The organism is Streptomyces sp. KMM 9044, assembly GCF_024701375.2.
GTDB lineage: Bacteria > Actinomycetota > Actinomycetes > Streptomycetales > Streptomycetaceae > Streptomyces.
Genome location: NZ_CP113910.1, coordinates 4,998,387 through 5,024,829 on the forward strand (window position 1 = coordinate 4,998,387; position 26,443 = coordinate 5,024,829).

The 26,443-nt window shown below is 72.5% G+C and carries 20 protein-coding genes and 2 pseudogenes; 17 read left to right on the forward strand and 5 right to left on the reverse strand.

Annotation, left to right across the window (positions count from 1 at the left end; all coding sequences use genetic code 11):
* The first annotated feature begins 104 nt into the window (after positions 1–104).
* The 6 genes from HUV60_RS22520 to HUV60_RS22545 all read left to right on the forward strand — a co-directional run bounded on the left by HUV60_RS22520 (position 105) and on the right by HUV60_RS22545 (position 5,384).
* Complete coding sequence (locus HUV60_RS22520; RefSeq protein WP_257849040.1) at positions 105–1,451, forward strand: replication initiator; 1,347 nt, start codon at positions 105–107, stop codon at positions 1,449–1,451.
* Positions 1,444–1,629 (forward strand): helix-turn-helix domain-containing protein, encoded by a 186-nt coding sequence (locus HUV60_RS22525; protein WP_257849041.1) that lies wholly within the window; start codon positions 1,444–1,446, stop codon positions 1,627–1,629. The genes HUV60_RS22520 and HUV60_RS22525 overlap by 8 nt, the downstream gene beginning before the upstream one ends.
* Positions 1,626–2,894 carry a tyrosine-type recombinase/integrase gene (locus tag HUV60_RS22530; RefSeq protein ID WP_257849042.1) on the forward strand — a complete coding sequence of 423 codons (1,269 nt, stop codon included), beginning with the start codon at positions 1,626–1,628 and terminating at the stop codon, positions 2,892–2,894. The genes HUV60_RS22525 and HUV60_RS22530 overlap by 4 nt, the downstream gene beginning before the upstream one ends.
* Positions 2,895–3,907: 1,013 nt before the next feature.
* Entirely contained in the window at positions 3,908–4,132 is a 225-nt protein-coding gene (locus HUV60_RS22535; RefSeq protein ID WP_257849043.1) for a hypothetical protein, read from the forward strand.
* Positions 4,129–4,539 carry a type II toxin-antitoxin system VapC family toxin gene (locus HUV60_RS22540; RefSeq protein ID WP_257849044.1) on the forward strand — a complete coding sequence of 137 codons (411 nt, stop codon included), beginning with the start codon at positions 4,129–4,131 and terminating at the stop codon, positions 4,537–4,539. The genes HUV60_RS22535 and HUV60_RS22540 overlap by 4 nt, the downstream gene beginning before the upstream one ends.
* Positions 4,540–5,192: 653 nt before the next feature.
* The gene (locus HUV60_RS22545; protein ID WP_257849046.1) at positions 5,193–5,384 is read left to right on the forward strand and encodes a hypothetical protein; all 192 of its coding nucleotides are present in this window, start codon (positions 5,193–5,195) and stop codon (positions 5,382–5,384) included.
* Positions 5,385–5,980: 596 nt separating this feature from the next.
* Here HUV60_RS22545 and HUV60_RS22550 read toward each other — a convergent pair.
* Positions 5,981–8,601: pseudogene (locus HUV60_RS22550) on the reverse strand (beta-N-acetylglucosaminidase domain-containing protein); the annotation flags it as partial.
* 295 nt (positions 8,602–8,896) lie between these two features.
* On the opposite strand from HUV60_RS22550, the gene HUV60_RS22555 reads away from it, so the two are divergent.
* The 3 genes from HUV60_RS22555 (at position 8,897) to HUV60_RS22565 (ending at position 11,801) form a co-directional block, all read left to right on the forward strand.
* Positions 8,897–9,160, forward strand: coding sequence for a hypothetical protein (locus HUV60_RS22555; protein ID WP_042172227.1), 264 nt, complete (start codon positions 8,897–8,899; stop codon positions 9,158–9,160).
* On the forward strand, positions 9,160–11,418 hold the full coding sequence (gene malQ, locus HUV60_RS22560) for a 4-alpha-glucanotransferase (protein ID WP_443047382.1): 2,259 nt from the start codon (positions 9,160–9,162) through the stop codon (positions 11,416–11,418). The genes HUV60_RS22555 and malQ overlap by 1 nt, the downstream gene beginning before the upstream one ends.
* Positions 11,419–11,525: 107 nt before the next feature.
* On the forward strand, positions 11,526–11,801 hold the full coding sequence (locus HUV60_RS22565) for a hypothetical protein (protein WP_257849048.1): 276 nt from the start codon (positions 11,526–11,528) through the stop codon (positions 11,799–11,801).
* 109 nt (positions 11,802–11,910) lie between these two features.
* Here the strand turns inward: HUV60_RS22565 and HUV60_RS22570 are convergent, their stop codons facing one another.
* Positions 11,911–12,456 carry a MarR family winged helix-turn-helix transcriptional regulator gene (locus tag HUV60_RS22570; protein WP_257849050.1) on the reverse strand — a complete coding sequence of 182 codons (546 nt, stop codon included), beginning with the start codon at positions 12,454–12,456 and terminating at the stop codon, positions 11,911–11,913.
* A 110-nt stretch (positions 12,457–12,566) separates the two neighbouring features.
* Between HUV60_RS22570 and HUV60_RS22575 the strand changes: the two genes are divergently transcribed.
* Positions 12,567–13,514 carry an EamA family transporter gene (locus HUV60_RS22575; RefSeq protein ID WP_257849052.1) on the forward strand — a complete coding sequence of 316 codons (948 nt, stop codon included), beginning with the start codon at positions 12,567–12,569 and terminating at the stop codon, positions 13,512–13,514.
* A 54-nt stretch (positions 13,515–13,568) separates the two neighbouring features.
* Here the strand turns inward: HUV60_RS22575 and pepN are convergent, their stop codons facing one another.
* Positions 13,569–16,157 (reverse strand): aminopeptidase N, encoded by a 2,589-nt coding sequence (gene pepN, locus HUV60_RS22580; RefSeq protein ID WP_257849056.1) that lies wholly within the window; start codon positions 16,155–16,157, stop codon positions 13,569–13,571.
* A 236-nt stretch (positions 16,158–16,393) separates the two neighbouring features.
* Here pepN and HUV60_RS22585 point away from each other — a divergent pair, with 236 nt between their 5' ends.
* Genes HUV60_RS22585 through HUV60_RS22595 form a run of 3 tightly spaced genes read left to right on the forward strand, consistent with a single transcriptional unit; the run spans position 16,394 to position 17,288 of the window.
* Positions 16,394–16,669, forward strand: a complete 276-nt coding sequence (locus tag HUV60_RS22585) for a hypothetical protein (protein WP_257849057.1) — start codon at positions 16,394–16,396, stop codon at positions 16,667–16,669.
* Between the two features lie 35 nt (positions 16,670–16,704).
* The gene (locus tag HUV60_RS22590; protein WP_331462015.1) at positions 16,705–17,082 is read left to right on the forward strand and encodes a UTRA domain-containing protein; all 378 of its coding nucleotides are present in this window, start codon (positions 16,705–16,707) and stop codon (positions 17,080–17,082) included.
* Between the two features lie 2 nt (positions 17,083–17,084).
* A complete protein-coding gene (locus HUV60_RS22595) occupies positions 17,085–17,288 on the forward strand; it encodes a hypothetical protein (RefSeq protein WP_257849058.1) in 204 nt (67 codons plus the stop codon).
* A 122-nt stretch (positions 17,289–17,410) separates the two neighbouring features.
* Here HUV60_RS22595 and HUV60_RS22600 read toward each other — a convergent pair whose 3' ends face one another.
* Positions 17,411–18,427, reverse strand: coding sequence for an aspartate-semialdehyde dehydrogenase (locus HUV60_RS22600; protein ID WP_257849059.1), 1,017 nt, complete (start codon positions 18,425–18,427; stop codon positions 17,411–17,413).
* A gap of 366 nt (positions 18,428–18,793) precedes the next feature.
* Between HUV60_RS22600 and HUV60_RS22605 the strand changes: the two genes are divergently transcribed.
* Positions 18,794–19,330 (forward strand): RNA polymerase sigma factor, encoded by a 537-nt coding sequence (locus HUV60_RS22605; RefSeq protein ID WP_257849060.1) that lies wholly within the window; start codon positions 18,794–18,796, stop codon positions 19,328–19,330.
* A gap of 1 nt (position 19,331) precedes the next feature.
* The gene (locus HUV60_RS22610) at positions 19,332–20,225 is read left to right on the forward strand and encodes a hypothetical protein (protein WP_257849061.1); all 894 of its coding nucleotides are present in this window, start codon (positions 19,332–19,334) and stop codon (positions 20,223–20,225) included.
* A gap of 76 nt (positions 20,226–20,301) precedes the next feature.
* Here HUV60_RS22610 and HUV60_RS22615 read toward each other — a convergent pair whose 3' ends face one another.
* Positions 20,302–23,616: a S8 family serine peptidase gene (locus HUV60_RS22615; protein ID WP_257849062.1), complete on the reverse strand. Its 3,315-nt coding sequence runs from the start codon at positions 23,614–23,616 to the stop codon at positions 20,302–20,304.
* Between the two features lie 253 nt (positions 23,617–23,869).
* Between HUV60_RS22615 and HUV60_RS22620 the strand changes: the two are divergent.
* Both HUV60_RS22620 and HUV60_RS22625 read left to right on the forward strand, forming a co-directional pair.
* Positions 23,870–24,336, forward strand: a pseudogene (locus tag HUV60_RS22620) (NUDIX hydrolase).
* 318 nt (positions 24,337–24,654) lie between these two features.
* Positions 24,655–26,421 carry a TIGR03767 family metallophosphoesterase gene (locus HUV60_RS22625; RefSeq protein WP_257849063.1) on the forward strand — a complete coding sequence of 589 codons (1,767 nt, stop codon included), beginning with the start codon at positions 24,655–24,657 and terminating at the stop codon, positions 26,419–26,421.
* The last annotated feature ends 22 nt before the right edge of the window (positions 26,422–26,443 follow it).

Sequence of the window (26,443 nt, forward strand, 5' to 3'; positions counted from 1 at the left end):
CGGCAAGGGCGTGTAGTCGCCAAACCCTCGCCCCTGCCGGGGCCTCCCTCCCTTACCCATCTACGGCACACGTGTGTGCCGCAGTGCAGAGAGGTCCCGTCAGCATGCCACCGCACGACCCGACCGCCACAATCCCCCGCCCCGAACCCGCCACGGCCGCGCTGCCCACATTCACCGGGTACCGCGACCTGCTCGGCCTGTTCCGGCAGCTGTCCTCCCTGGGTGGCTGCGCCCAGCCGGTCCGGCTCGAAGGCCAGCGCACCGAGATCGACGCCTTCACCGGCGAGATCCTGCGCGAACTGAAGTCCAAGGAACTTCCCGCCGGACACCTCCTGGTCCGCTGCGGCAACCGCCGCACCACCCGCTGCCCCTCCTGCGCCGAGCTCTACCGCCAGGACACCTACCACCTCATCGCCGCCGGCCTGCGCGGCGGCAAGACCCTACCCGAACAGGTCGCCACCCACCCCCGCGTCTTCGCCACCCTCACCGCACCCTCCTACGGACCCGTCCACGGCCGACGCACCAGCGGCTCCGCCCGCTGCCGCTGCGGACACACCCACACCAAGGACGACCCACTGCTCGGCACCGCGCTCGCCCCGGAGCGGTACGACTACACCGGCGCCGTGCTGTGGAACGCCCACGCCCCCGCCCTGTGGGCCCGCTTCATGCTCCACCTGCGTCGCACCATCGCCGCCGCAGCCGGTGTCCCTCAGCGGCTGCTCCACAAGGTCGCCCGCGTCTCGTACGCCAAGGTCGCCGAGTACCAGCAGCGCGGACTGATCCACTTCCACGCCGTCATCCGCCTCGACGGCCCCGCAGGCCCCTACACCCCGCCACCCGCATGGGCCACACCCGACCTGCTGGCCGACGCCATCCGGATCTCGGCCACCCGCGCCCACATCGACGGGCCGGAGGCCAACGGCCGCACCCGCTCCTTCGCCTTCGGTAAGCAGATCGACACCAGGATCATCCGGTCCTCCGCCTTCCAGGGCGGGACCACGATCACCGAGGGCAAGGTCGCCGGATACGTCGCCAAGTACGCCACCAAGGGCACCGAAGCCGCCACCGGCACCCTCGACCACCGGCTGAAGAAGATCACCGACCTCTGGTTCGAGTCCGTGCCCGAGCACGCCGCCCGCATGATCCGCACCGCCTGGAGCCTCGGCGCCCGCGACGATCTCAAGCACCTGAACCTGCGCAAGTGGGCCCACATGCTCGGCTTCCGCGGCCACTTCTCCACCAAGACCCGCGCCTACTCCACCACCCTCGGCGCGCTCCGCGCCGCCCGAGCCGCCTGGCACCGCCGCCACACCGCACCGCCCTCACCGACCACCCTCGTCCTCGCCCACTGGGCCTACGACGGCACCGGCCTCACCCCCGACCTCGAACGCCTCGCCGCACTCATCCACGGCGGCCCGACACGCGAACAGGCGGTGACAGCCGGTGCGTGACGACGAACTCCTCACCGTCCCCGAGGCAATGGCCCGCCTCAAGATCGGCCGCTCCGCCCTCTACGACCTCCTGCGCACCCGCCGCCTCGCCTCCCTGACCATCGGCCGCGCCCGCCGCATCCCCACCCACGCCCTCGCTGACTACGTCCAGCGCCACCTGGAAGAGGCCGCCCGATGACCGCCCCCAAGCGCAAGAAGGCCCGCGCCAACGGCGAAGGCACCATCTACCAGCGCAAGGACGGCCGCTGGGAAGCCGCCGGCTACGTCCTCGCCGCCGACGGCAGCCGCAAACGCGTCCGCGTCTACGGCAGCACCCGGAGAGAAGCCGCCGACAAACTCGCCGAGAAGATCGCCAACAGCAACCGCGGCCTCCCTGTCGCCACCGCCGACAGCACCGTCGCCGACTACCTCACCTACTGGCTGGGCAGCGTCGCCATCCACCGACTCCGCGAGAACACCCACACCCGCTACGCCGCCTGCATCCGCCTCCACCTCATACCCGGCCTCGGCACCAAGAACGTCGCCCGCCTCACCGCCAAGGACGTGCGCACCTTCCTCGACCGGCTCCGCACCACCTGCCAGTGCTGCACCCAGGGCCTGGACACCGAACGCAAGAGGTGCTGCGCCATCGGCGAGTGCTGCCAGAAGCGGTTGTCCGCTTTGACCGTGACCTACGTGCACTCGGTGCTCAAGTCCGCCCTCGAACACGCCGTCCGCGAAGACGAGCTGCCCCGCAACGTCGCCCGCAACGTCAAGACCACCCCGCACCAGCCCAGGCGCTTCCAGCCCCTCACCGCAGCCGAGGCCCGCCGGTTCCTCGACGCGGCCCGCGCCGACCAGCTCCACGCGCTGTACGAACTCGCGCTCCGCACCGGGCTCCGCAAGGGCGAACTCCTCGGCCTCCACTGGGAAGACCTCGACCTCACCACCGGAACGGCCAGCATCCGCCGCTCGCTCCAGCGCACCCGCACCGGCGGCCTCACCCACCTACCCACCAAAACCCGGGCGTCCGAACGCCGCATCGCCCTCCCGACCGAATGCATCCACTCCCTCAAGAAGCACCAGGAACGGCAGGACAGGGAGCGCGAGACCGCAGGGCCGGACTGGAGAGACAACAGCCTCGTCTTCACGACGCCCACAGGACGGCCTCTCGACCCTGCCAATCTCACCCGCTGCTTCCGCAGCTTCCTCAACCGGGGTGGGCTCCGCCGCATCCGCTTCCACGACCTCCGCCACTCGACCGCCACCCTGCTCCTGGAACAGGGCGTCGACCTCGTCGTCATCAAGGAGCTGCTGGGCCACGCCCACATCGGCGTCACAGCCGGCGTCTACGCCCACGTCCGACTCCGACTCCAACGCCAAGCCATCGATGCTTTGGGCCACGCCCTCGGCCTTACCGACGACGACCCCGACGATCCGCCCGCCACAGCCGTCGTCCGCTGACGTTGCCGTCAGCGTTGCCGTCAAACACCCCAGAAGCCCCGCCGGATCCCGGCGGGGCTTCCCATTCGCGCCCGGAAGTAGATCCGATCAGACTCTATGACATGACTATTCGATCCACCTCTGGGAGCGAAGTCGGGGGTTCATCGCCATACCAGGCGTATTCAAGGCCGGACAACATGCCCGTTTCAGTCCAGAGAATGATTTCGCCAATAAGCTCGCCCCCCTCGTCAATAACCGTGCAAGTTACCGGCACAACCCCATCCGAGATAGGAGCAGGAGGCGTGTCATTCGTGACTCGCAAGTCAACACTTGCAGAATTGGATCCCCACAGGGCCACCACCCGAACCCAATCAAGCTGATGGCGGAGCTCTGCCGCTCCAGGGAAGTCCAGTTGCAGAATCTGCTCCGCTACTGCCCGCTCCTTACTGGTCAGCGGGCGCGGTTCAACGGGAACCCGCATCTACTTGCCTCCAGGGAACTTATCGGGGTTGAACGCCGTGCCGATTCTCGGAACGCCGTTTACGACAGCTCCTCGAATAGTCACGTTCTCACCATCAATGACTCGACCCACTTCAAATCGCCCCGCTGTCGGAAGGTCGCTTACATCTCCCAGACTGTCCACGATACGTCGCATTGCCTGCTCGCGGCCGCCAGAACGAGCGACTAGGTCAGCGAAGCCATGCTTCTCCGGGTCGATAACATGCTCCAGCTTTGCTGGCGTACTCGCCGACTTGTAGGTCTCGTCCAGGATTTCCGGACAGAGTCCACCCGAATTGTGCACGAGGACCGGAGTCTGTCCCGCCAGCACATAGTACGTGTGCTAGGCGACCCCTCCCCACCTGCGTTTTCACAGGTCATCGACGGTTTCGTGCTCCGCTGGCGGCCGTGGCTGTGCCCTGGTGTCCGTGGTTGTTGCCGTCAGCGCTGCCGTCAGAGGTGCAGACCACCACGAAGCAGCGGAGCGGCCCGGCAACTCCTGGGCCGACGGCGGCTGCGGGCCCTACACTGAGCGCATGACCGTACGCGAGGAAGCACACCGGCTGCTCGACGCGGTGCCGGAGGACCGGCTGTCCGATGCCATAGAGCTGCTGCGGCAGTGGGCGGAAGTGGAGCGCGGCGAGCGGCCCCGTCGCCGGTTCCGCACGACCGGCGTCTTCGACGGCGAACCCGACCTTGCGGTCCGCTCCAAGGAGATCGTCCGCGACGCCTGGGCCGGTGAGGAGCCCCGGAGCGCGTGATCGTCATCGACACCGGCCCCGTGGTGGCAGCCGCCAACCGCAAGGACGACTACCACCTGCAGTGCGTCGACCTGCTCCAGAACTTCCCCGGCCCGCTCCTGCTGCCCGCCCCACTGCTGACCGAGATCGGTTACATGCTCGCCACTCGCGCCGGGGCCAAGGCGGAGGCCGATTTTCTGCGCGACGTCGCGGACGGCGTCTACGAACTGGTGCTCGTGACCTCCTCCGAGGTCAGCCGGGCCGCCGACCTGGTCGAGCAGTACGCGAGCCTGCCCCTGGGCACCGCCGACGCCTTCGTCGTCGCGGTCGCCGAGAAGTACCGCGCGGTCAACATCGCCACCCTGGACCGCCGCCACTTCAGCGTGGTGCGCCCGAGTCACCTCCCGGCATTCACTCTGCTGCCGTAGCCGGGCCGCCGCGCTGACGTGCCCGAGCGCGCAGGGGTCGGCAGGGTCTTGGACCGATGTCCTGTCCGGTGCTTCCCCCGGCGACCCGTTCGCCGGGCAGGCCGTCGGGGCGGGGTCGGTGCGCTTGCCGGTCCGGCGGCGCGGAGACCGGGCGGAGAGGGGTCTGCCGACAGCGGGCCGCCGGGGGCATCGCTCCCCGCCGGGGGCGGGACCGGCCGCCGCCCCCGGCACGCCTGCGCGACGGACGTGAAGGGTCGGCCCCTGGTCGGTCCTGTGCCTGCGGTCCGGCCGTAGGACGGTCGTAGGCGACAACCTGCTGTGCGACGCGCAAGTGCTCACGCCCACAACTTGCTCCCGGCGGTGCCAGGTTGAGCCCCGCGCACGCCCGGGACCGGCAGCCCGCCGACACTCGGCACGAGCGTCGGCTCGCTCGACGGTGGGGCAGTCGGCGATGGCGGCCAGGCCCTGGCGGGCGGGGGCCGCCTTGATCAAGTAAAGAAACTCTGAACAGCTCACCCTGTCGCCGCAGGCGTGATGGTGCGGCCGGTGGAGCTGTTCGCCACCCCGTGGGCGCGGATCTTCAACGGGCAGCTCTCCGACGGCGTCGCCTACCGCGCCGCCCGCCTGGAGCTGTTCGCAGCGGAGGCCGCGCAGTGACCGGCTTCGGCACTCAGGGGCCGCAGCGGGAGCTGCATGCGCTGCGGCCCCTGGCGGGCACCGAGGGCAAGGCCACGTTCTCCGCGTCCGGTGCAGTGCTCGCCCGGCTCGGCCTGACCCCGGCGGACGCGGCCGGGCTCGACCTGGCCGACGTGCTTCACCTGATACGCGCGACCGAGGGGGACTGACGTGGAGAACCTGACCGATCACTCGCCGCAGGTGTTGCTGGTCGTGGCCGTGCTGGTCAGTCTGACGCTGCTGCTGGTCGTGGTGCGCTACGCACGCGCCGACCGGGGCACGCGGGTCAGCATGCGGCAGGCCGTGCGGGTGCGCTGGGGCTGGGTGCGCCTGGCGCGGATGGCCGGGCTGACGGTCACCGACAAGACGCCGGGCCTGCTCGCGCAGCTCACCGCCCAGAAGGACAGTCCCGCCCCCGCGCCCCGGATACTGACTCCGAAGATCAAGGTCAAGCCGGACCGGTTCGGCGTGATCGTCCGGGCCAGGCCCCTGCCGCAGGTCGGGCTGGAGGAGTACCAGAAGGCGGCACGCTTCCTGGCCGACGCCTGGCGGTGCACGCGGGTCTCCGTCCTGCCGGACGGCCCCGGCAAGGTAGTGATCCGTGTCGTGCGCTCCGACCCGCTGACCACGCCGACCAAGCACCGGCCCACCGGCCACCCGCCGGAGGATGTCGCGCGCCGGGAACTGGGTGTGGACGAGTACGCCGCACCAGTGTGCGTGTCCCTGGCCAACGTGCCCGGGGTGACCGTGGCCGGCACACCCGGCGCGGTTCAGACCAACGTGTCCCGGGGTCCCCGTCGTTCGCCGTCGAGGCGGGGAAGTCGGGCGTCTCTTCGGCCGAGGAGGTCGCCGTGCCGGTACGGGCCAGGTCGGGGCCTGCGGTGCGCGGGACGGCGTTGACCGTCAGGGGCCGGGTCGCCCCGCCGAATCCGAGCCGCACCTCGTACGACCGGGTCGGTGTCCCCGGCGCCACCGTCACCTCGACCGGCACCTCCACGGGCGTGCCGCGCGGGACGGTCGGGGTGTTCTTCGGGATGCCCACCTTCACGCCCTTCGGCGCCTCGACGGTCACCTTGCCGCGCACCTCCCCGGGCAGCAGCGAGCCCAGTGTGGCCGTCAGCCGGCGGGTGCCGCCGATGTCGGTGTCCAGGGTTCCGTCCGCGAGGTCCGGCAGCTTCAGTGAGGCGTCGGGCTCGTCCGTGAACCACGGCACGACGTGCCGTACCCGGGAGGCGTCCGTGCCGGTGACGCGGACGGCGCCGGCCGGGCCGTCCACCCGCAGCTCGGTGGCGCCGGACGCGGCCAGTGTGCCCAGGCTGCGCCAGCCCGCGCCCGGGGCGTGGATCTCGACGGTCCCCGCGGTGCCTGGCTCGGCCAGGACCGTCACCGTGCTCAGGTCCCGGACCCGCGGCAGCTGGAGCACGCCGTCGTCCGTCCGGCCGCCGGACCCGGCGGTCGCCTCGCGGCCGATGCCCGCCCAGGTCTCGTACGCGTTCCGCGCCCGGTCCAGGAACGGGTCCAGGACGCCCTTGCCGACCGTCACCCGGGCCGGCTTCAGTCCCGCCCGCTGCCCGGCCAGCTTCCGGTACGCGGTCCAGGCGGCGCCCGCGTCGTCGGACTCCTGCGCGCGCAGCATGTCCAGCGCGGTGATCCCGGCCTCCCCGTACCGGGCCAGCCGGCCGGCCCAGGGGGCGACCTCGGTGGCGAGGGAGGCGGTGCGCGGGTGGCCGGCCAGGGTGTCGGGCAGTTCACGCAGTACCGTGAAGGCCGCGCGCAGCCGCTTCTCGGCCGCGCGGCCGTCGTCGCCGCCGGCGTCCGCGCGGGTCCGCCAGAACTCCTTCAGCAACGGCCGCAGGTACGCCGACTCCTCGGCGCCGAGGACCGAGGACGCGTCGTTGCCCGCCAGCGTGGACAGCGCCTCGTCCAGCTCGGGGTCGCCGCCCGCGAGATCCGCGATCGCGGCCCGCCAGGACTCCTGGGGGTGGTAGTCGCGCGGGTTCCACGCGAAGTCGGTGGCCGTGAACAGGGGGATGCGGGACGCCTCGGGCTGCTCCATCGCGTTCGAGAGGAGGGCGGCCGAACCGGCGGCCACGGCGGGCTCGCGGCCCTGGTAGGGGCCGAGGAAGATCCGGCCGGGGGCGAAGTCGTTGACCGGGTAGTTGTCCATGGTCACCAGCGGGCGCGCGAACACCTGCCGTGCCTCGGCCAGGTCGCCGCCGGTGATGGTGCTCGGCACCACCCCGACCCCGGTCCACGCCACCTCCACCCCGGAGTCCAGGGCGTCCGAGAGGGCCCGCCGGTACTCGGTCGCCCCCTCCTCGTAGTACTCGGTCGGCATCAACGACAGCGCGGCGGAACCGGGGTGGCGGTCCGCCAGGTGGCGGGCCACCGCGTTCGCCACGTACGCCTGGGCGCGTGCGGCGGCGTCCGGGCCGGAGCCGAAGAGGTCCGCGTCCGCGCCGCAGTGCCACTCGCTGTAGCTGACGTCCTGGAACTGCAGCTGGAAGTGGAAGGCGCGGAAGCCCAGTGCCCACATCGCGTCCAGCTTGCGGGTCAGCGCCCGCAGGTCGTTGTCCGAGGCGAAGCACATCGCCTGGCCCGGCGACACCGCCCAGCCGAGCGTGACGTGGTTGTTCCGGGCCCGCTCCGCCAGCTCCCGGAACTGGGCGCGCTGTCGGTCCGGATACGGCTCGCGCCAGCGGGCCTGCCGGTGGAGGTCGTCGCCGGACGCGTACAGGTACCGGTTCTGCTTGGTGCGGCCCATGAAGTCCAGCTGGTCCAGCCGCTGCCGGTGCGTCCACGGGGTGCCGTAGAAGCCCTCGGTGATGCCGCGCACGGCGGTGCCCGGCCAGTCGCGTACGACGGCGGCGGTGAAGGTGCCGTCGGGGCGCAGGAGCTGCCGCAGCGTCTGGACGGCGTGGAACAGGCCGTCCTCGCCCGCCCCGGCGAGGGTGACCGCCTCCTCGACGACACTCAGCGTGTAGCCGCCGGAGGGAAGGGAACGGAGGTCCTGCTGGCGGGAGCCCGCCGGCCGGTCCGCGCCCATCCGCACCACGAGCGCCCCTGCGGGCACCTTGCCTCCGGGGCGGTGAACCGGCGTGCGCCGGCTTCCCGCAGTAGCTCCCGCAGGGCGGCGACGGCACGGGGGTCGGCCGACGGGTCGGCGGTCAGCGCGACCTCGGCGGTCACCGCGACCGGGGCGCCGTCGGCCCGCAGGGACTGGGGGCGGGGCCAGACGGCCAGGCCCGCCTCGGCCCGGTCGGGAACGGGGGACGCGGTCGTCCCGGGAACGGACGGCGCCGCCACCGATACGGGCGCGACGCCCAGAGTTCCGGCGACGACCGCGAACGCGAGAGCGACCGCGCTCTTCCCGCGCCGTAGCTGCAAGGTTCCTCCCGGGGAGGCGGAACTGTCCTGATCATCCATTGGTACGCCCGGAGCCCACCATTGTGCTCCGGGCGTGTCAACGGGAGTGGCCGTTGTGGCGGGTTTGTCCGCATGCGAGGCGTGGGAACGGGAACACCATGTGAGCAGGAGCACGTTGTACGGATTGGGATGCCTGCCTTCGCGTCCGCTGGGTAGGGGCAGCGAGGAACGCGCCGAACGGCGCATCCGTACACGAACCGTAACGACGAGGAGGCCCTCCGTGGCTGCTGCACCCGCGTTCCTTCTGGCTCCGCCCATGTCCAAACCCGGGGCGGAGCCGTCCGCCGCCTTCGAAGACCTGCACAGCGCGGAGGCCGAGGGCCTGCAGGCCTGCGTCTTCAGCGCGGAGGGTCCGTGCGCGGGGGTCCCGCTCACCAGCGAGCCCCCGCTGCTCGACGCCGAACCCCTCACCAGCGAGCCCCCGCTGGCCGACGCCGCCCCCCTGACCAGTGAGTCCGATGCCGCCATGGACGCCACCGGACTCGACTCCTTCCCGGCGCAGTACGTCCCGGAGCCCTAGTGGCCGCGCCCGGACCGGCCGAGCCGCCCTCCGCCCCCTCCGAGCTTCCCGGGCCGTCGGCCGGGCCGCCCTCCGGCCCCTCGGAAGACCTCTCCCGGCTCGCCGCCCTGTACGGCGTCGCCACCTCCTACAACCCCTCGCCGGACCGTACGGTCGCCGTCTCGGTCACCGCCGTCACCCTCGCCCTGGCCGCCCTCGGAGTGGACACGGGGACCCCCGAGGCCGTCCGCGACGCGCTCGTCGCCCGCGAGCGGGAACTGGCCGAGCGGCTGCTGCCGCCCACCGCGGTCGGCTGGGGCGCCGGTACGCCGCCCGCTCTGGGCGCGCTCCCCGAGGGCACCCGGTTGCTCGTGCGCACCGAGCAGGGTGAGACCCGCGTCTCGGCCGCGGACCTCCCGCCCGGCGTGCACCGGGTGAGAGCCACCGCGCCCGACGGCCGCACCGGCGAGGCCCACCTGATCGTCGCCCCGCCCCGGCTGCCCGCGCCCCCGGCCCGTTCGTGCGGGCTTCTCGTCCAGCTGTACTCGCTCCTCTCCCGCCGCTCCTGGGGCATGGGCGACCTCGCTGACCTCGGCGAACTCGCCGCCTGGGCCGGACGCGCCCTCGGCGCCGGATTCGTCCAGATCAACCCGCTGCACGCGGCCGTCCCCGGCACTCCGACCGACCCGTCCCCGTACCGTCCCTCCTCCCGACGCTTCCCGGACCCGGTGCACCTGCGGATCGAGGACGTTCCGGAGTTCGCGTACGTGGGGGCCGGGGAGGCAGTCGAGGGCCGGGCCCGGACGGGGGGCCGGATGCCGGAACTGCTCCGGCGGGCCGCAGAGCTGCGCGAGGCGGTGCTGGACAAGGGCGCGCTGATCGACCGGGACGCCGTCTGGGCGACCAAGAAGGCCGCACTCGAAGCAGTGGTGGACGAGGTGCCGCTCGGCCCCGGCCGCCGCGCCGCCTACGGAGACTTCCTCGCCGAACAGGGCCAGGCCCTGGAGGACCACGCCACCTGGTGCGCGCTCGCCGAGGTGCACGGCCCCGACTGGCACGGCTGGCCGGCCGGACTGCGCGACCCGCGCTCGCCCGAGACCGCGCGGGCCCGCCGCGAGCTGATGGCCCGCGTCGACTTCCACTCCCGGCTGGCCTGGCTCACCGACACCCAGCTCAGGGCGGCCCAGCAGGCCGCGCGCGAGGCCGGGATGCCGCTCGGGATCGTCCACGACCTCGCGGTCGGCGTGCACCCCGAGGGCTCCGACGCCTGGGCCCAGCAGGACGTCCTCGCCGCCGGCATGTCGGTCGGCGCGCCCCCTGACGCGTTCAACGCGCGCGGCCAGGACTGGGGCCTGCCGCCCTGGCGCCCCGACCGGCTCGCCGCCTGTGGCTACGCGCCGTTCCGCGCCCTGCTCCAGGCCCTGTTCCGGTACGCGGGCGCCCTGCGCATCGACCACGTCATGGGGCTGTTCCGGCTCTGGTGGGTGTCCCGGGGGCAGCCGCCCACCGAGGGCACGTACGTCCGCTACGACGCCGAGGCGATGCTCGCCGTCCTCGTCCTGGAGGCCTCCCGCGCCGGGGCTGCGGTGATCGGCGAGGACCTGGGCACGGTCGAGCCCGGCGTACGCGAGGCGCTGCGCGCACGCGGGGTGTACGGGACGTCGGTGCTCTGGTTCGAACGGGCCTGGGAGGGCGACCGCCGGCCGCTGCCTCCGGAGACCTGGCGCGCCGACTGCCTGGCCACCGTCACCACCCACGACCTGCCGCCCACCGCGTCCCGCCTCACCGGCGAACACGTCGAGCTCCGCGACGGCCTCGGCCTGCTCACCCGCCCCCTGGCGGAGGAGCGCGCGGAGGCCGCCGCCGACACGGCGGAGTGGCTGGACCTGCTGACCGAACTGGGCCTGCTGCACGGCCCCGGCGGCCCGGTGGGCCCCGGCGGCCCCGGCACGGGGGGCGCCGTCACCACGGGGGAGGAGGCACGCGTCCAGGCCGTCCACCGCTACCTGCTGCGCACCCCCGCCCGGATGATCGGCGTCTGGCTCCCCGACGGTGTCGGCGACCGGCGCCCGCAGAACCTCCCCGGAACCTGGGACCAGTACCCGAACTGGCGCCTGCCGATCGCCGACGCGCGGGGCCGCCCGATGACCCTGGAGGACCTGACGACGTCCCCGAGGCTGCACGCGCTGCTCGACGTGGTCCGTATCCGCACCGACCGGCCGGAGGGGACAGGGGGAGCCCTGAGACGGAACGGGCGGGGCACGGAGCCGGACGGGTGAGAGACGCGGGGGCGAAACGCCGCATACCTGGGCAGGTGCGTGCCGGCCGGAGTCTCGTGAACCACCCCGGGCGCGCGGGCCCCAGGGCTGTTCGCTACGTTGGCACCGTGGACAAGACGAACGCCCTGCGCGCCGGCGCCCTGGCAGCCGGTACGACGCTGATGATGCTGCTCATGACGTCCCCCGCGCTCGCGCTCACCCGCGACGACGGCGACGACCCCGGCACGGGCCTGAGCGTGATCGAGACGCTGGGCCTGTACGTCGTGGCCCCGATCGTGCTCTTCCTGGTCATCGCCGGCCTGGTGATGGTCCTCGACAAGTCGCACAAGAAGAAGGACACGACCAGCTCCAACATCAGGATCAAGGCCGACGCCAGGGCCTGACCCGGCCGTCGTCCCGCACTCTTCCCGAAGGCGCCGCCCCTGCCCGTACCCGCGTTCCGCGGTACGGGCAGGGGCGGCGCCTTCGGCGTGCGCGGTCCTTCCTGCGGCCCTACGGCTCTGAACGCTCGGTCGCGAGGAGCAGTTCGCGGAGCAGGCCGGTGAGCTGCCGTGCGCGGTCCGGGGGAAGGGCGGCCAGGGCCTCGGTCTGGACGGCGAGACCCGCGCCGACCGCCTGGTCGACGACGGTGAGCCCCTGTTCGGTGAGGGTCACGCGCAGGCCCCGGCGGTCGTGGGGGTCGGGGGAGCGGTGCAGCAGCCCCGCGCGCTCCAGCTTGTCGAGGCGGCCGGTCATTCCGCCGGTGGTGAGCATCAGGGTGCCGGAGAGCTGACGGGGCGAGAGCGTGTAGGGCTCACCGGCGCGGCGCAGCGTGGCGAGGACGTCGAACTCGCCCCGGGCGATGCCGTGCCGCGCGTACGTCTTCTCGGTGCGGTCGCCCATGGCACGCGAGATCCGGTGGACGCGGCCGAAGACCTCCATGGCGGTGGTGTCGAGATCGGGCCGGACGCCGGCCCACTGCTCGACGATCGCGTCCACGGGGTCCTTGTGGTCTCTGCCGTCCGTGCCGTCCATGCGCTGCTCGGGGCGTGCGTTCATGGCGTCGAGTATCGGCCGGTCCTCACTCTCCCGCAAGAAAGAAGCTTGATGGTAAGTAGCTTGCTGTTAAGCTACTTACCATTGACCTGATGAAAGGGGTGCCCCGGGCCATGACCGCAACCCGATCCGCGCCGGCGGGAAAGCGGGCGACGGGTCTGATCCTGCTCACCGCCGTGGCACCCGTCTCCTGGGGCACCACGTACGCCGTCACCACCGAACTGCTCCCGCCGGACCGCCCCCTCTTCACCGGCCTGATGCGCGCCCTGCCCGCCGGACTGCTGCTGCTCGCACTGGCCAGGGTGCTGCCGAGGGGGGTGTGGTGGTGGAAGGCGGCGGCGCTCGGCGCGCTGAACATCGGGGCGTTCTTCCCGCTGCTGTTCCTCTCCGCGTACCGTCTGCCCGGCGGCCTGGCGGCGGTGGTCGGCTCGGTGGGCCCGTTGTTCGTGGTCGGCCTCGCGGCGCCGCTGCTGGGCCAACGCCCGACCGTACGCACGCTGCTCGCGGGGGTGGTGGCCGCGCTCGGGGTGAGCCTGGTCGTCCTGAAGGCGGCGGGGGCGCTCGACCCCCTCGGAGTGGCGGCGGCGCTCGCCTCCGTGGCGTCCATGTCCACCGGCACGGTGCTGACGAAACGCTGGGGACGCCCGGAGGGCGTGGGTCCCCTCGCCCTGGCCGGCTGGCAGTTGACCGCGGGCGGCCTGCTCGTCGCCCCGCTCGCCCTGCTGGTCGAGGGTGCCCCGCCGGCCCTGGCCGCCCCGGCGGTCGGCGGCTACCTCTACCTGGCCCTCGCGAACACGGCCCTCGCGTACTGCCTCTGGTTCCGGGGCATGGGCCACCTCACCGCCACCCAGGTCACCTTCCTGGGCCCCCTCTCACCCCTGACCGCGGCCGTACTCGGCTGGGCAGCCCTGGACGAAACCCTCACTCCACTCCAACTGACAGGCATGGCACTGGCGTTCGGCGCGACGGTGACGGGCCAGCTCGCGCCGGCGCCCCGGCTGAAGGCCTCCTGGCGCACGGGGGCGGCGTCGGAGATCGGCTCAGGTGCCTCGAAGGACTGAAGGAACACCAGGGGCACCCGGCACGGCACCGGACGCCCCTGGCACTCGTACGGGCTACGCCCCTGCGGCCGCCGCGTCCGCGGCCTGGGCGCGCAGGGCTCGTTCCACGCCTGCGCGGGACTCCGAGACGAGGCGGCGCAGGGCCGGGGTCGGGTCGGCCGCGGTGAGCCATGCGTCCGTCCTGGCCAGGGTCTCCTCGGAGACCTGGACCGCCGGGTAGAGGCCGACCGCGATCTGCTGGGCCATCTCGTGCGAGCGGGACTCCCAGACACCGGCCAGTGCCTCGAAGTACCGGCCCGTGTAAGGCGCCAGCAGTTCGCGCTGGTCGGTCTGGACGAAGCCGGCGATGACCGCCTCCTGGACCGCGTTCGGCAGCTTGTCGGACTCCACGACCGACGCCCACGCCTCGGCCTTGGCCTCCTCGGTCGGCCGGGCGGCGCGCGCGGTGGCGGCGTGGCGCTCCCCGGCGGCCGTACGGTCCCGCTCGTACTCCGAGGCGATCTCCGCCTCGTCGTACCGGCCCACCGCCGCGAGCCGCTGCACGAACGCCCAGCGCAGCTCGGTGTCGACGGCCAGACCTTCGACCGTCCGGGTGCCGTCCAGCAGGCTTTCCAGGAGGTCCAGCTGCTCCGGCTTGCGCGCCGTCGCGGCGAACGCGCGCGCCCACGCCAGCTGGTGGTCGCTGCCCGCCTCGGCGGCCCGCACATGGGCCAGCGTGGCCTCCGTCCAGTGGGTGAGCAGCGCCTCGCGGGAGGACGGGGCGGCGTACAGGTCGATCGCCAGCTTCACCTGGCGGTGCAGCGACTGCACGACGCCGATGTCCGACTCCTTGCCGATGCCCGACAGCACCAGCGACAGGTAGTCGCGGGTGGCCAGTTCGGCGTCGCGAGTCATGTCCCAGGCCGAAGCCCAGCTCAGCGCGCGTGGCAGCGACGCCTCGAAGTCGCCCAGGTGCCCGGTGACAAAGGCCAGCGACCGCTCGTCCAGCCGCACCTTGGCGTACGACAGGTCGTCGTCGTTGAGCAGCACGACGTCCGGGCGGGCCCTGCCGACGAGCTCCGGTACGGCCGTCAGCTCGCCGTCGACGTCCAGCTCGACCCGGTCCACGCGCACCAGCTTGCCGCTCGCCCCGTCCAGGTCGTACAGGCCGACCGCGATCCGGTGCGGGCGCAGGACCGGCTCGCCCTTGGCGCCGGAGGGCAGCGCGGGGGCCTCCTGGCGGATGGCGAAGGAGGTGATGGTTCCCGTACCGTCCGCGCCGTCCGTCTCGATCTCCGGGCGCAGGACGTTGATGCCGGCGGTCTCCAGCCACTTCTCCGACCAGGCACTCAGGTCGCGGCCGGAGGTCTCCTCCAAGGCGCCCAGCAGGTCGGGCAGGCGCGTGTTGCCGTACGCGTGGCGCTTGAAGTACGCCTGCACGCCGCTGAAGAACGCGTCCTTGCCGACGTACGCCACCAGCTGCTTGAGGACCGAGGCGCCCTTGGCGTACGTGATGCCGTCGAAGTTGACCAGCACGTCGTCCAGGTCACGGATGTCGGCCATGATCGGGTGCGTGGACGGCAGCTGGTCCTGGCGGTAGGCCCAGGTCTTCATGGAGTTCGCGAACGTCGTCCACGAGTGCGGCCACTTCGAGCCCGGCGCCTCCGCCTGGCAGGCGGCCTCGGCGTAGGTGGCGAACGACTCGTTCAGCCACAGGTCGTTCCACCACTCCATGGTGACCAGGTCGCCGAACCACATGTGGGCCAGCTCGTGCAGGATCGTCGCGGCCCGCCCCTCGTACGCCGCGTCCGTCACCTTCGACCGGAAGACGTACTGGTCGCGGATGGTCACCGCGCCCGCGTTCTCCATCGCGCCCGCGTTGAACTCCGGCACGAACAGCTGGTCGTACTTCCCGAAGGGGTACGGGTAGTCGAACTTCTCCTGGAACCACTCGAAGCCCTGCCGGGTGACCTCGAAGATCGCGTCCGCGTCGAGGTACTCGGCGAGCGAGGGCCGGCAGTAGATGCCGAGCGGCACCGACTGGCCGTCCTTCTCGTACACGCTGTGCACGGAGTGGTACGGGCCGACGATGAGCGCCGTGACGTACGTCGACATCCGCGGGGTCGGCTCGAACTCCCAGACGTTGTCACGGGGTTCGGGCGTGGGCGAGTTGGAGACGACGGTCCAGCCGTCCGGCGCCTTCACGGTGAACCGGAAGGCCGCCTTGAGGTCCGGCTGCTCGAAGCTCGCGAACACCCGGCGGGCGTCCGGCACCTCGAACTGGGTGTAGAGATAGGCCTGGTCGTCCACCGGGTCCACGAACCGGTGCAGTCCCTCACCGGTGTTGGTGTACGCGCAGTCGGCGCTCACCCGCAGGACGTTGCGGCCCGGGAGCAGACCGGGCAGGGCGATGCGGGAGTCCTCGAAGACCTCGGCGGGGTCGAGGACGTCCCCGTTGAGGGTCACCTCGTGGACGGTGGGCGCCACCAGGTCGATGAAGGAGTCCCCGCCGTCCCCGGAGACGTCGAAGCGCACCGTGGTCACGGACCGGTAGGTGCCGCCCTCCTGCGCGCCGGAGAGGTCGAGATCGACCTCGTACGAGTCAACGGTCAGCAGTTTCGCCCGCTGCTGCGCCTCTTCGCGAGTCAGGTTTGTGCCAGGCACGCGGTCATCTCCTCGTTATGTGTGGGTTGCGTCATCCTTCCACGCCACCGGCTCGGAACGCGATGTCCGTTTCCCGCCGGTGGCGTGCCCGGTCGGGCAAGGGCCCGGAGGCCTGCGCCCCCCTGCGCCGCCGGGCGGGAGAAACGGGCAGCGACCCGGCGGCGGGGAAGGAACCGGGGCACCCACGTCTGTGAGGCGTCAAGCCCGTGTCGGAGCGTCCGCCGCAGGAGGACATCGTGAGTGCGAGCACGTGGGTCAGTACCTCGATGCCGTATCCGACGCCGTGTGAGAAGAGGCGGCCCGACGCCTGGGAAGCCGGGTCCGCAGCCCGTGGCGGCAAGGGCAGCCAGACCATCGTGCACGCCGGCGCGGTGCCCGCTCCCGACGGCATCGCCGCACTGCTCGGCTTTGCTGGGGGCGAGGACTCTGCTGCTCAATTCGGCGAGCGATCACGTGCCGTGCTTTCAGGGCTCGGCCGCGCCCGGCCTGCCTGCATCTGCGACGCGCTCTGAAGGCCGTATCGGCACGGCGTCATCACGCCGGGTAATTGCGCAGCAGAGTCGGCGAGGAGACCGTCGTTCGCCGCAGAGTCGTCCGACTCGACGGTGAACCGTACGAGCTGACCGACACGTACTCCCCGGCGGCCGTCGCCCTGGGCGCCCGTCTCACCGAGAGGCGGAGGATTCCGGGCGGCGCGGTGACCTTCCTCGCCGAGCGGGGACACGCCGGGGTGTGGGTGCGAGAGGACGTGCCCGCGCGCATGCCCGGCGCCGAGGAGCGCGAAATCCTGCGGATGGGCCAGGACGAGCCGGGCATCGGACTGAGCAGGGTGACGCTGGACGGTGGGGGCCGCCCGATCCAGGCGGACGTGATGGTCGTGCCGGCCTCGCGACAGCGGCTGCGCTACGAGATCCGGATCGGGTGACCGTGCCTGAGCCGGGAGGTGTGTACGACGACAGCGACCGCCCGCCGGACCCCGGGCCACTCCGGCAGGCGCAGCCCGAGCAGGAGTACCGGGAGTACCGGGAGTACCAGGAGTACTCGGAGGCGTTCGCCGAGTGGGACGGGAGCGAGGGCGCGCGTTTGCGGGATCAGGTGAGCGGAGACGGGATCACCGGGCAGGTGAGGTGACCGCGGTTCCGGGGCTCTCGCGTGCGGGAACCGCGCCCTGTCCGGCCGGGGTCATGGCGCTGCCGGCATGCCGAAGGGGGCTCACCCCGGCCGGGTGGACCCCCTTCGGCGAGCGGGAGCGGTCAGCCCTTGAGCTCGGCCGCCACCAGTTCCGCGATCTGGACGGCGTTCAGGGCCGCGCCCTTGCGGAGGTTGTCGTTGGAGACGAAGAGGGCCAGGCCGTTGTCGACCGTCTCGTCGCGGCGGATGCGGCCGACGTAGGACGGGTCCTGGCCCGCCGCCTGCAGCGGGGTGGGGATGTCGGTGACGACGACACCGGGGGCGTCGGCCAGCAGCCCGGTCGCGCGCTCCGGGCTGATCGGGCGGGCGAACCGGGCGTTGATCTGGAGGGAGTGCCCGGAGAAGACCGGGACGCGCACGCAGGTGCCGGAGACCTTCAGTCCGGGGATGCCCAGGATCTTGCGGGACTCGTTGCGCAGCTTCTGCTCCTCGTCGGTCTCGTTGAGACCGTCGTCCACGACGTTGCCGGCGAGGGGCAGCACGTTGAAGGCGATGGGACGCTTGTAGACGGTCGGCTCCGGGAAGTCGACCGCGCCGCCGTCGTGGGTCAGCCTGTCGGCGTCGGCGACGACCTTCTGGCTCTGGCCGTGCAGCTCCGCCACGCCCGCGAGACCGGAACCGGACACCGCCTGGTACGTGGCGACCACCAGCGCGTCCAGGCCCGCCTCGTCGTGCAGCGGACGCAGCACCGGCATCGCGGCCATCGTGGTGCAGTTCGGGTTGGCGATGATGCCCTTGGGGCGGTCCGCGATCGCGTCCGGGTTCACCTCGGAGACGACCAGCGGGACCTCGGGGTCCTTGCGCCACGCGGACGAGTTGTCGATCACGACCGCGCCCTGCGAGGCGACCTTCTCGGCCAGCGCCTTCGAGGTCGTACCGCCCGCCGAGAACAGCACGATGTCCAGACCGGTGTAGTCGGCGGTGGACGCGTCCTCCACCGTCACGCCGTCCAGCTCCGTCCCCGCCGAGCGGGCCGAGGCGAACAGGCGCAGCTCCGTGACCGGGAAGTTCCGCTCCTTGAGGATGCTGCGCATGACCGTGCCCACCTGACCGGTGGCTCCGACGATTCCGACCCTCACGGCGTCTCCCTCACTGCGTTCTGCGTCATACGACGTATACGGCGTACATGTGCCCATTGCCTGCCGGCCGGGGCATTTCCATCATGCGGCCGACCATGGCCCGCCTGTCCAGTTCTGTGCGCCCCCTGCCCGCACAGTGGGACGCACCGGCCCCCCCACCGGTCGCGGACCTGCGGTCGCCACCTCTTTGAGCTGCAGGAATTCAGTCGTCGGGGGCGGTCGGCCGCAAGGTTCCCTGCCCCGCCCCACTCTCCTCACACGGAGGTGTGACGTACGCCTCTGCCCGGCTCGCGGCCGGTTCACGCGGCGGGTGAACGTTCCGGGCGGCACCGGCGTCGTAGGAGAAACAGCGCGAGGGGGTGGGCAGTGCTGCGCGGAAGGATCCGACGTGGCCGGCAGGCGTCCGGCGCCGTGGACGACGACCCGCTGGACGCGGCGCAGGAACGCCGGGTACGGGCGGTGCTCGCGCTCGGCGGGGTACCGCAGACCGACCTGCCGGACGGGGTGCAGCAGGTCCGGCTGCGGCTGCTGGAGCGTGCCGCGAGCGGGCGGGAGGCGCCCCGGGACGTCTCGGCCTGGGCCGCCGTCGTCGCCTCCAACCTCGCCATGGACTGGCACCGGGCCAGGCGACGCCAGGAGCGGCTCGGCGAACGCCTCGCCGCGCTGCGCCCCGCCGAGGCGCCGGCCGACGAGGAGACCCGTCTGCTCTCCCTCGCTGTCGCCCGCGGCCTGGACGGGCTGCCCGACGCCCAGCGCCAGGTCGTCGTGCTGCGCTTCTACGCCGACCTTCCGGTGCGCTCGATCGCCGAGCAGCTCGGCGTGCCGGAGGGCACGGTCAAGAGCAGGCTGCACACGGCCGTACGGGCCCTGCGCGCCCGCCTGCACGAGGACGAGGTGGTCTGACGTGAGCGTCCACGACGACGACCGGAACAACGCCGCCGAAGGCGAGGGCGGCACCGAGTACGACGCCCTCATGGCCGCGATCCTCGACGAGCCGCTGTCCGCGGCGGCCCGGCGGGACCCGGCGTTCATGGCCGCGCGGGAGGCGGCCGTCACCGATGTCGCCGTACTGCGGCAGCAGTTGGGACTGATCGGGGAGACGCTGGCAGCCGTGGGGACGCCGGCGGCGCGAGGGGAGGCCGTGGGGCCGGGGGCCGGCGGTCCGGAGGCTGCCCCGGCGGCCGGGACCGGGACTTCGGCCGCCCCCGGTGGCAGCCCCGCGGCGGGCCCCCGCGCGCCGGTGACGCCCCTGCCCTCGCGTCGGGTGCCCCGCCGCCCCCCGCGGGTCGCCCTCGGCGCGCTCGCCGCCGCGGCGGGCGCCTCGGTGGTCCTCGGTACGGGCTGGCTCGTGACGGGGTCCGGGCAGGGCGACACCGCCTCGTCGGCAGCCGAGTCCGCCGACAGGGCGGCGGACGCCAAGCGGTCGACGGGTGCCGGGGATCCGGCCGGTGTCCTGTTCGGCAGCCCCCGCTACCTCGCCTGCGCCCGGCTCGTCGCCGAGGGCACGGTGGCGGAGGTGGAGCCGGTGCCCGGCGCCGGACGGGACCGGGTCACGCTGGAGGTGACCCGCGGCTACAAGCCGGAGCCCGGCACGAAACCGGGGGACCGCGGCGAGGTCACCTTCCTGACCGGGGCCCCCGGCCGGCCCCGGCTGCACACCGGCGACCGGGTCCTGGTCGGCCTGCCCCACGAGGGCACCGTCCCGGACGCGGTGGTCGTCGGCGAGGAGGACATCGCCCCCGAGCGGGCGCGCATCACCGCCGCCCTGCCCGCCTCCCGCACCCTGGCCTGCGAGTGACCGGCGCGGGCGCGGGGTGCGGACGACGAAGGGGCGGGCGCCCTGACGGACGCCCGCCCCCGGTGGTGGCCGTCGGTTACGGCACGACCTTCTCGATCGTCACGCTGCCCGTGCCCGCGACCGTGCCGCGCGCGTTGACCAGCTGGACCTGGCCGAAGAACTCGCGGCCCTCGGGGGCCGCCGCGGCGGCCGTGACGGTGCCGGAGACGGTGGCCGACTCGCCCGTGCCGATCCGCACCGGCGTGGAACCGTCGACCGTGACCTCGCCGAGCGTGGCGGAGAAGAACACGTCCCGGTAGTCGTAGTCGGTGGAACCGGCCGGGACGGAGTAGCCCACGACCTCGACGGTGTACGTACCGGCCGCCGGGTCGGCGACGGACACCGACTCCTCCGAGTCGCCGTCGGCGGACTGGCCGACGAGGGAGCCGGCCGCGTCGTAGACCGCGAGGTCCAGGTCGGCGGAGGCGTCGGAGACGTTGCCGATGACGACGTCGAGCGACGCGGCACCCTCGGGCACCTCGACCGTGGTGGTCCGGACGTCACCCGTGCCGATGGCCGGACGGTTTGACAGGGCGGAGCCCAGCGGGCCGCCGGCCAGCTTGCCGTCCAGGTCGGCGGCCTCGTTGGTCACGTTCCAGGAGACGTCCGCCGGGGTGCCGACCCTGGCCTCCGGCACGGTCACGGTCTCGGGGTCGAAGACCGCGCCGAGCACGGCGACGTCCAGCTTGTACGGGTTCTTCAGCAACGGCGAGGTGCGGCGTGCCTCGACCTCGATCTCCCAGACGCCCGGCTGCGGGTTCGCGTACGAACGCAGGTCGGGGCGGCAGGTGTTGGCCGGGTTGCTGTAGTTCGGGTAGCAGTTGACGGTCGACGTCGGGTCGGCCGGGACGCCGTACGGGTGGAGGGCGACGAACCGGGTCTGGCTCGTGGCCTTCAGCCCGCTCATCGCGATCTCCAGCGTCTTCGCGCCCTCGGGCACGGTGACGAAGTAGGAGGTCGAGGCGTTGCGCTGGGCGGTGCCGGAGGCGGAGAAGGTGTGCGCCAGCGGGGCCGAGACGACCACGGTGCTCAGGATCTGCCGGTCGACGCCCTCGGTGCGCGGGTCGTCGACCTCGAGGATGGCGCTCGTGAGGCCCGCCGACCGGGGCGAGGCCTGGACCTTGACGGTCACCGGCTCGTTCAGCGGCAGCCGCACGTCGTCGTCGCCGACGATGCGGAAGGCGCGGTCGGTGTTGTTCTCGAGGTCCAGTTCGTGCCGGATCGCGCGGTCGGGACCGGACGTACGGGTGACGGTGATGTCGTACGTCTTCTTCTGGCCCGCCTTCAGGCCGCCCTCGCGGTCGTAGAGGCCGGTGCCGAAGCCGGGGGTCTCCAGGAACTGCTCGATCGCGGTGTCGACCGGTGCCTTCACGCTGTACTCGTGCGCGGTGGCCCCGCCCCGGATCGAGTCCCAGGCCTCCTCGACGTCGATGAGGCCGGCGCCCTCCTCGTAGGCCTGCAGGCCCTTGACGTGCCGGGCGGTGGAGGTGAGGGCGGTGCGCAGCTTCGCGGGCGTCAGGTCGATGCGCTTCTGCTTCGCGGCCGACAGCAGCAGCGCGGCGGAGCCCGCGGCCTGCGGGGACGCCATCGAGGTGCCCTGGAGCATGCCGTAACCGGCCGGCAGGCTGTAGCCCGCCTCGGCGACCGGCTGGCCCGCCGCCCAGGTCTGGATGGTGTTGATCGCCGCGCCGGGCGCGATCAGCGTCGGCGTGAAGCCGCCGTCCTCACGCGGACCGCGGGAGGAGAACGGCATCATGGCGTACTTCGTCTTCACGACGGAGCCGTAGTTGGCGGCCCAGGTCTCCCTGGAGACGGACGCGCCGACCGAGATGACCTTGTCGGCCAGGGCCGGGTCGCCGATGGTGTTGGCTCCGGGGCCCGAGTTGCCCGCGGAGATCACCAGCTGGACGCCGTAGGTGTCGATGAGGCGGGTGTACAGCTCGGCGCGGGCGTTGTTGCCGTCGTTGAGCGCGGGCAGGCCGCCGATGGACATGTTGACGATGTCGACACCGCGCTCGGTGACGAGGTCGATCATGCCCTCGGTCAGCGCCACGTTGGTGCAGCCGCCGGACCAGGTGCAGGCACGGGAGGAGACGAGCTTCGCGCCGGGCGCCGCGCCGTCCATCCGCCCGCCGAACAGTCCGTTGGCGGCGGTGATGCCGGCGACGTGCGAGCCGTGCGAGCCTTCGATGACACCGATGTTGACGAAGTCGGCCGTCCTGCCGACCCAGTCCCCGCCGTACGGGTCCATCGGGACGTCCTCGCGGATCTCCACGACGAACGGCTGGCGCTCGGCGATGTCGGTGGCCGGGTCGTCGGTGCCGAAGTACCCGATCTGGAAGCCGTCCTCGTAGGGCTTCATCGGGGTGTCGTCGGAGAAGTCCTGGTTGTTGTTCAGGTCGACCCGGACGGTGCCCGCCCCGGCGTCGTACAGCACGCCCCAGGAGTCGGTGGTGTCGCCGTCGCGGTTGGCGTCACCGCCCGCGTCGCCGCCGGTGGTGTACGACTCCAGGAAGGTGCTGACCTGGTACGAACCGGCGGGGGCCTGCCAGGTCCTGCCGTTGTACGTGAAGGTCGGGCCGGAGACCGAGGAGGTCATCGGGCGCCAGGTCCGGTCGCCGTCGACGATCGGGTCGGTCGCCGTCACCCAGTCGACGATCTTGCGTTCGCCGGTGGTGGTCTTCTGCAGCGCGGGGTGGGCCAGGTCCACACCCGAGTCGAGGATGCCGATGGTGACGCCGCGGCCGTCCGCCGTGCGGTTCTTCTTCACGAAGTCGACGGCGCCCGTCTCGAAGGACGGGTTGTACGGGTTCTTCGCGGGAGTCCGCCTGTCGGGGCCCGCGTAGGTCGCGGAGCCGCCCTTGCCCTTGGCCTTGGCGGTGGTGTCCGCGGCCGGGGTCGGGTCGTCGAGAGGGATCTCGTCGCGCAGGTCGATGCCGTGGACGGTGGAGAGCTTGGCGGCGGCGGCGATGGCCGAGTCCGCCCTGGAGGTGGGGACGGTGGCGCGGACGTAGCCGAGCCCGTCGTGGGTCCGGCCGACCGAACCGCCCTTCACCGCGTTCAGCTCCTCGGCGACCTGCTCGGTCCTGCCGGGGGCGGTGGCGATCATCATCGTGATGTTCTTGACGCCGTCGGCCTTGGCCTCGGCGAGGAGGTCCGCGTCGCTCGAACCGAGCTTGTCGTGCGCGGACTTGACGTCACCGTCGACGGGTGCGGCGGTCGGCGCGTCGGCGGCGACCGCCAGGGGTATCGGCCCGACCGCGCAGAGCGCGGCGACGAGGCCGGCGGCCAGGGAGATACGGGCCGCGCGTCTCGCGCCCGACAGCGGTTCGCGCTGGGAGGACTGGGTCATCGGCATCCCTTGTAAGTAAAGGCACCATCGTGGAGCGACCGGAGCCGATCGACCCTGGCCGCGATCGTCCGGAAGTACGATCCCGGACGATCGTTGAGCCTTACGCAAGGGGTGTGTGTTTGGCGAGGGTTGGCTGAACCGAGATGAATGTATGGGGAAAACCCGCGATGCGTTTATGGGGTGTCGGGGGACCGAAGCGGGCAAGTCGCCCGTGTGGTGGGTCTCGTGGGTGCTCGCGGGTCAACGTCCCGGAATGCGGCAGACCCTGAGAGCGGCGGCCCACGCCGTGGTGGTACGCGACGGACGGCTCCTGCTGGCCCGGTCCCCGGTCCCCGGAGGTGCTCCGGAGTGGGTGCTGCCGGGCGGTGGGATGGAGCACGGTGCGGACCCGTACGACACGGTGCGGCGGGAGGCCGAGGAGGAGACCGGGTACCGCGTCGAGGTCACCGGACTGCTCGGCGTGGACTCCGTCCGGCGTGCCTTTCCCCGCCGCCCGCTCCGGCTCCGCCGCGCCGTCGGCCATCAGGCCGTACGACTGGTCTACGAGGGGCGGATCGTCGGCGGCGAGCTGCGCAGCGAGATCGGCGGCTCCACCGAGCTGGCCTCCTGGCACCCCTGGACGCCGTCGCGGACCTCGTCGGGGTCGGCTTGATCGACACCGGGCTGCGGCTGTGGCGGGAGCGCCCGGCGACGGGACGGGTGGGACAGGTGGAAGGCTGACGGGTGGAGCGCGCGAACCTCGGGGCCTCGTACGCCAATGGGAAGCGACGCCCGTCATGTGAAGTTGTGGCGTCCCTGGGGTTCCCCGTGAAGTGAACGCGGCGTGACCGGTCCCGGGCCGGTGCGGAAGCGGGGGCCGACGGCCCGGGTGGTCCAAGATCCACGTACGGCGATCGGTGTCGCGCGTTGCCGCCGCGTTCACACGCAGGCCATTCGCGCTGCCAAGCATCCAGTACGAGCGGGACGTCCACCCGGCGAACCACCGGCGAGCGCCCCGCGGTCACTGCCGATGCGTTCGCACCCGGGGAGACAAGCGCCATGTCGCGCATACGCCCAGTAGCCGGCTCCACCGCACTCCACCGCCGTTCCCTCCTCACCGCCACCGGCGCCCTCGCCCTCTCCGTCGGCACCGGATACGCCCTGCTGCCCGGCGACGACCAGGCCGTGGCCGCCGGCCGTGCCGACGACGCCGCGGACGAGGCCGTACCGGCCTCCTCCCGGCAGGCGCCGGCCGCCCCGCTCACCCCGTACACGCGCGGCACCACCGTCGCCGGGGTGTCCGCACCGCGCGGCGGCGGTGGTGCCGGCTACCGGCGCCTCGACGAGGGGCCCGGCTGGAGGCGGGTGGTACGCGGCGAGCTGGCCGGTGCCCGCTCCGGCCGGGATGACCGCCGCGCCACGCTGGCCGCCTTCGTGCAGCTCACCGACCTGCATGTGATCGACGCGCAGCATCCGCTGCGCCTGGAGTACCTGCGCTCCGCCGATGTGCACGCCTGGCGGCCCCACGAGGCGCTCACCGTGCACGGCGCCGTCTCCCTCGTCGAGCGGATCAACTCCCTGCGCGGCGCCCCCGTCACCGGCTCCCCGCTGCACTTCGCGATGACCACCGGCGACAACACCGACAACAACACCCGCTCCGAACTGGACTGGTACCTGACCGCGCTCAGCGGCGGTCGCATCACCCCCAACAGCGGGGACCCGCGCCAGTACGAGGGCGTCCAGAGCAGCGGTCTGCGCCAGTACTGGCAGCCGGACGCCACCACCCGCGACGCCGACAAGCAACTCGGCTTCCCGCACCTCGACGGCTTCCTCGCCGCGGCCGTCCGCGAGGTGAACAGCCCCGGCCTCAACCTCCCCTGGTACTCCACCGTCGGCAACCACGACACGATGCCGCTCGGCTGCTACGCCTCCCACGGCGACCCGTACCTCACCGAGCTCGCCGTCGGCGGACGCAAGCTGATGGAGCTCGGGGCGGCCGAGGCGAAGAAGCTCCGGCGGACCATCAAGAAGGCCACCGACCCGCGGGGCGTCCAGTACGGCGCGTTCCTCAGGTCCCGGGCCCGCGCCATGCGGCCGGTGACCCCCGACGAGGCGCGCGCCCCCTTCACGCCCGCCGAGTACGTCGAGGCCCACCTCGCCCCCTCGTACCGCGGGTTCGGGCCGGTGGGGCACGGCTACTCCGCCGCCAACCTCGACGCGGGCACCCAGTACTACTCGTTCCGCGTCTCCGAGGACGTCATCGGCATCAGCCTCGACACCACCGACCCGGGCGGCCACTACACGGGCTCCCTCGGCACCGCCCAACTGCGTTGGCTGGAAAGAACACTGCGCACCAACAGGGGTGCCCGCGCGATCGTCTTCAGCCACCACACCAGCAAGTCGATGACGAACACGCACCGCGACCCGGCCCGCCCCGACGAGCGGCGCCACGACGGCGCGGAACTCGTCGAACTCCTCGGCGGCCACCCCAACGTGGTGGCCTGGGTCAACGGCCACATCCACCGCAACGCCGTCACCCCGCACACCGGCTCGGCCGGCTCCTTCTGGGAGATCTCCACCGCCTCCCACGTCGACTTCCCCCAACTCGCCCGCGTCATCGAGCTGGTGGACAACAAGGACGGCACCCTGTCCCTGTTCACCACCCTGGTCGAGTCCGCGGCCCCGGCCCGCACGGACTACAGCGACCTCACCCAGACCGGTCTCGCCGCCCTCTACCGCGAACTGTCCTGCAACGCCCCCGGCGCCCGCACCGACCTCGGCGGCACCCCCCAGGACCGCAACACGGAACTCCTGCTCAAGGCGTAGGGCCAAGGCGCGGCGGGGTGCG

Excerpts from the sequence above, each read along its gene's own strand:
- HUV60_RS22625 (WP_257849063.1), top strand. The coding sequence starts at position 24,655 with ATGTCGCGCATACGCCCAGTAGCCGGCTCCACCGCACTCCACCGCCGT.
- HUV60_RS22555 (WP_042172227.1), top strand. The coding sequence starts at position 8,897 with ATGTCCAAACCCGGGGCGGAGCCGTCCGCCGCCTTCGAAGACCTGCAC.
- HUV60_RS22615 (WP_257849062.1), bottom strand. The coding sequence starts at position 23,616 with ATGACCCAGTCCTCCCAGCGCGAACCGCTGTCGGGCGCGAGACGCGCG.
- HUV60_RS22570 (WP_257849050.1), bottom strand. The coding sequence starts at position 12,456 with ATGAACGCACGCCCCGAGCAGCGCATGGACGGCACGGACGGCAGAGAC.
- HUV60_RS22575 (WP_257849052.1), top strand. The coding sequence starts at position 12,567 with ATGACCGCAACCCGATCCGCGCCGGCGGGAAAGCGGGCGACGGGTCTG.
- HUV60_RS22520 (WP_257849040.1), top strand. The coding sequence starts at position 105 with ATGCCACCGCACGACCCGACCGCCACAATCCCCCGCCCCGAACCCGCC.
- HUV60_RS22530 (WP_257849042.1), top strand. The coding sequence starts at position 1,626 with ATGACCGCCCCCAAGCGCAAGAAGGCCCGCGCCAACGGCGAAGGCACC.
- HUV60_RS22535 (WP_257849043.1), top strand. The coding sequence starts at position 3,908 with ATGACCGTACGCGAGGAAGCACACCGGCTGCTCGACGCGGTGCCGGAG.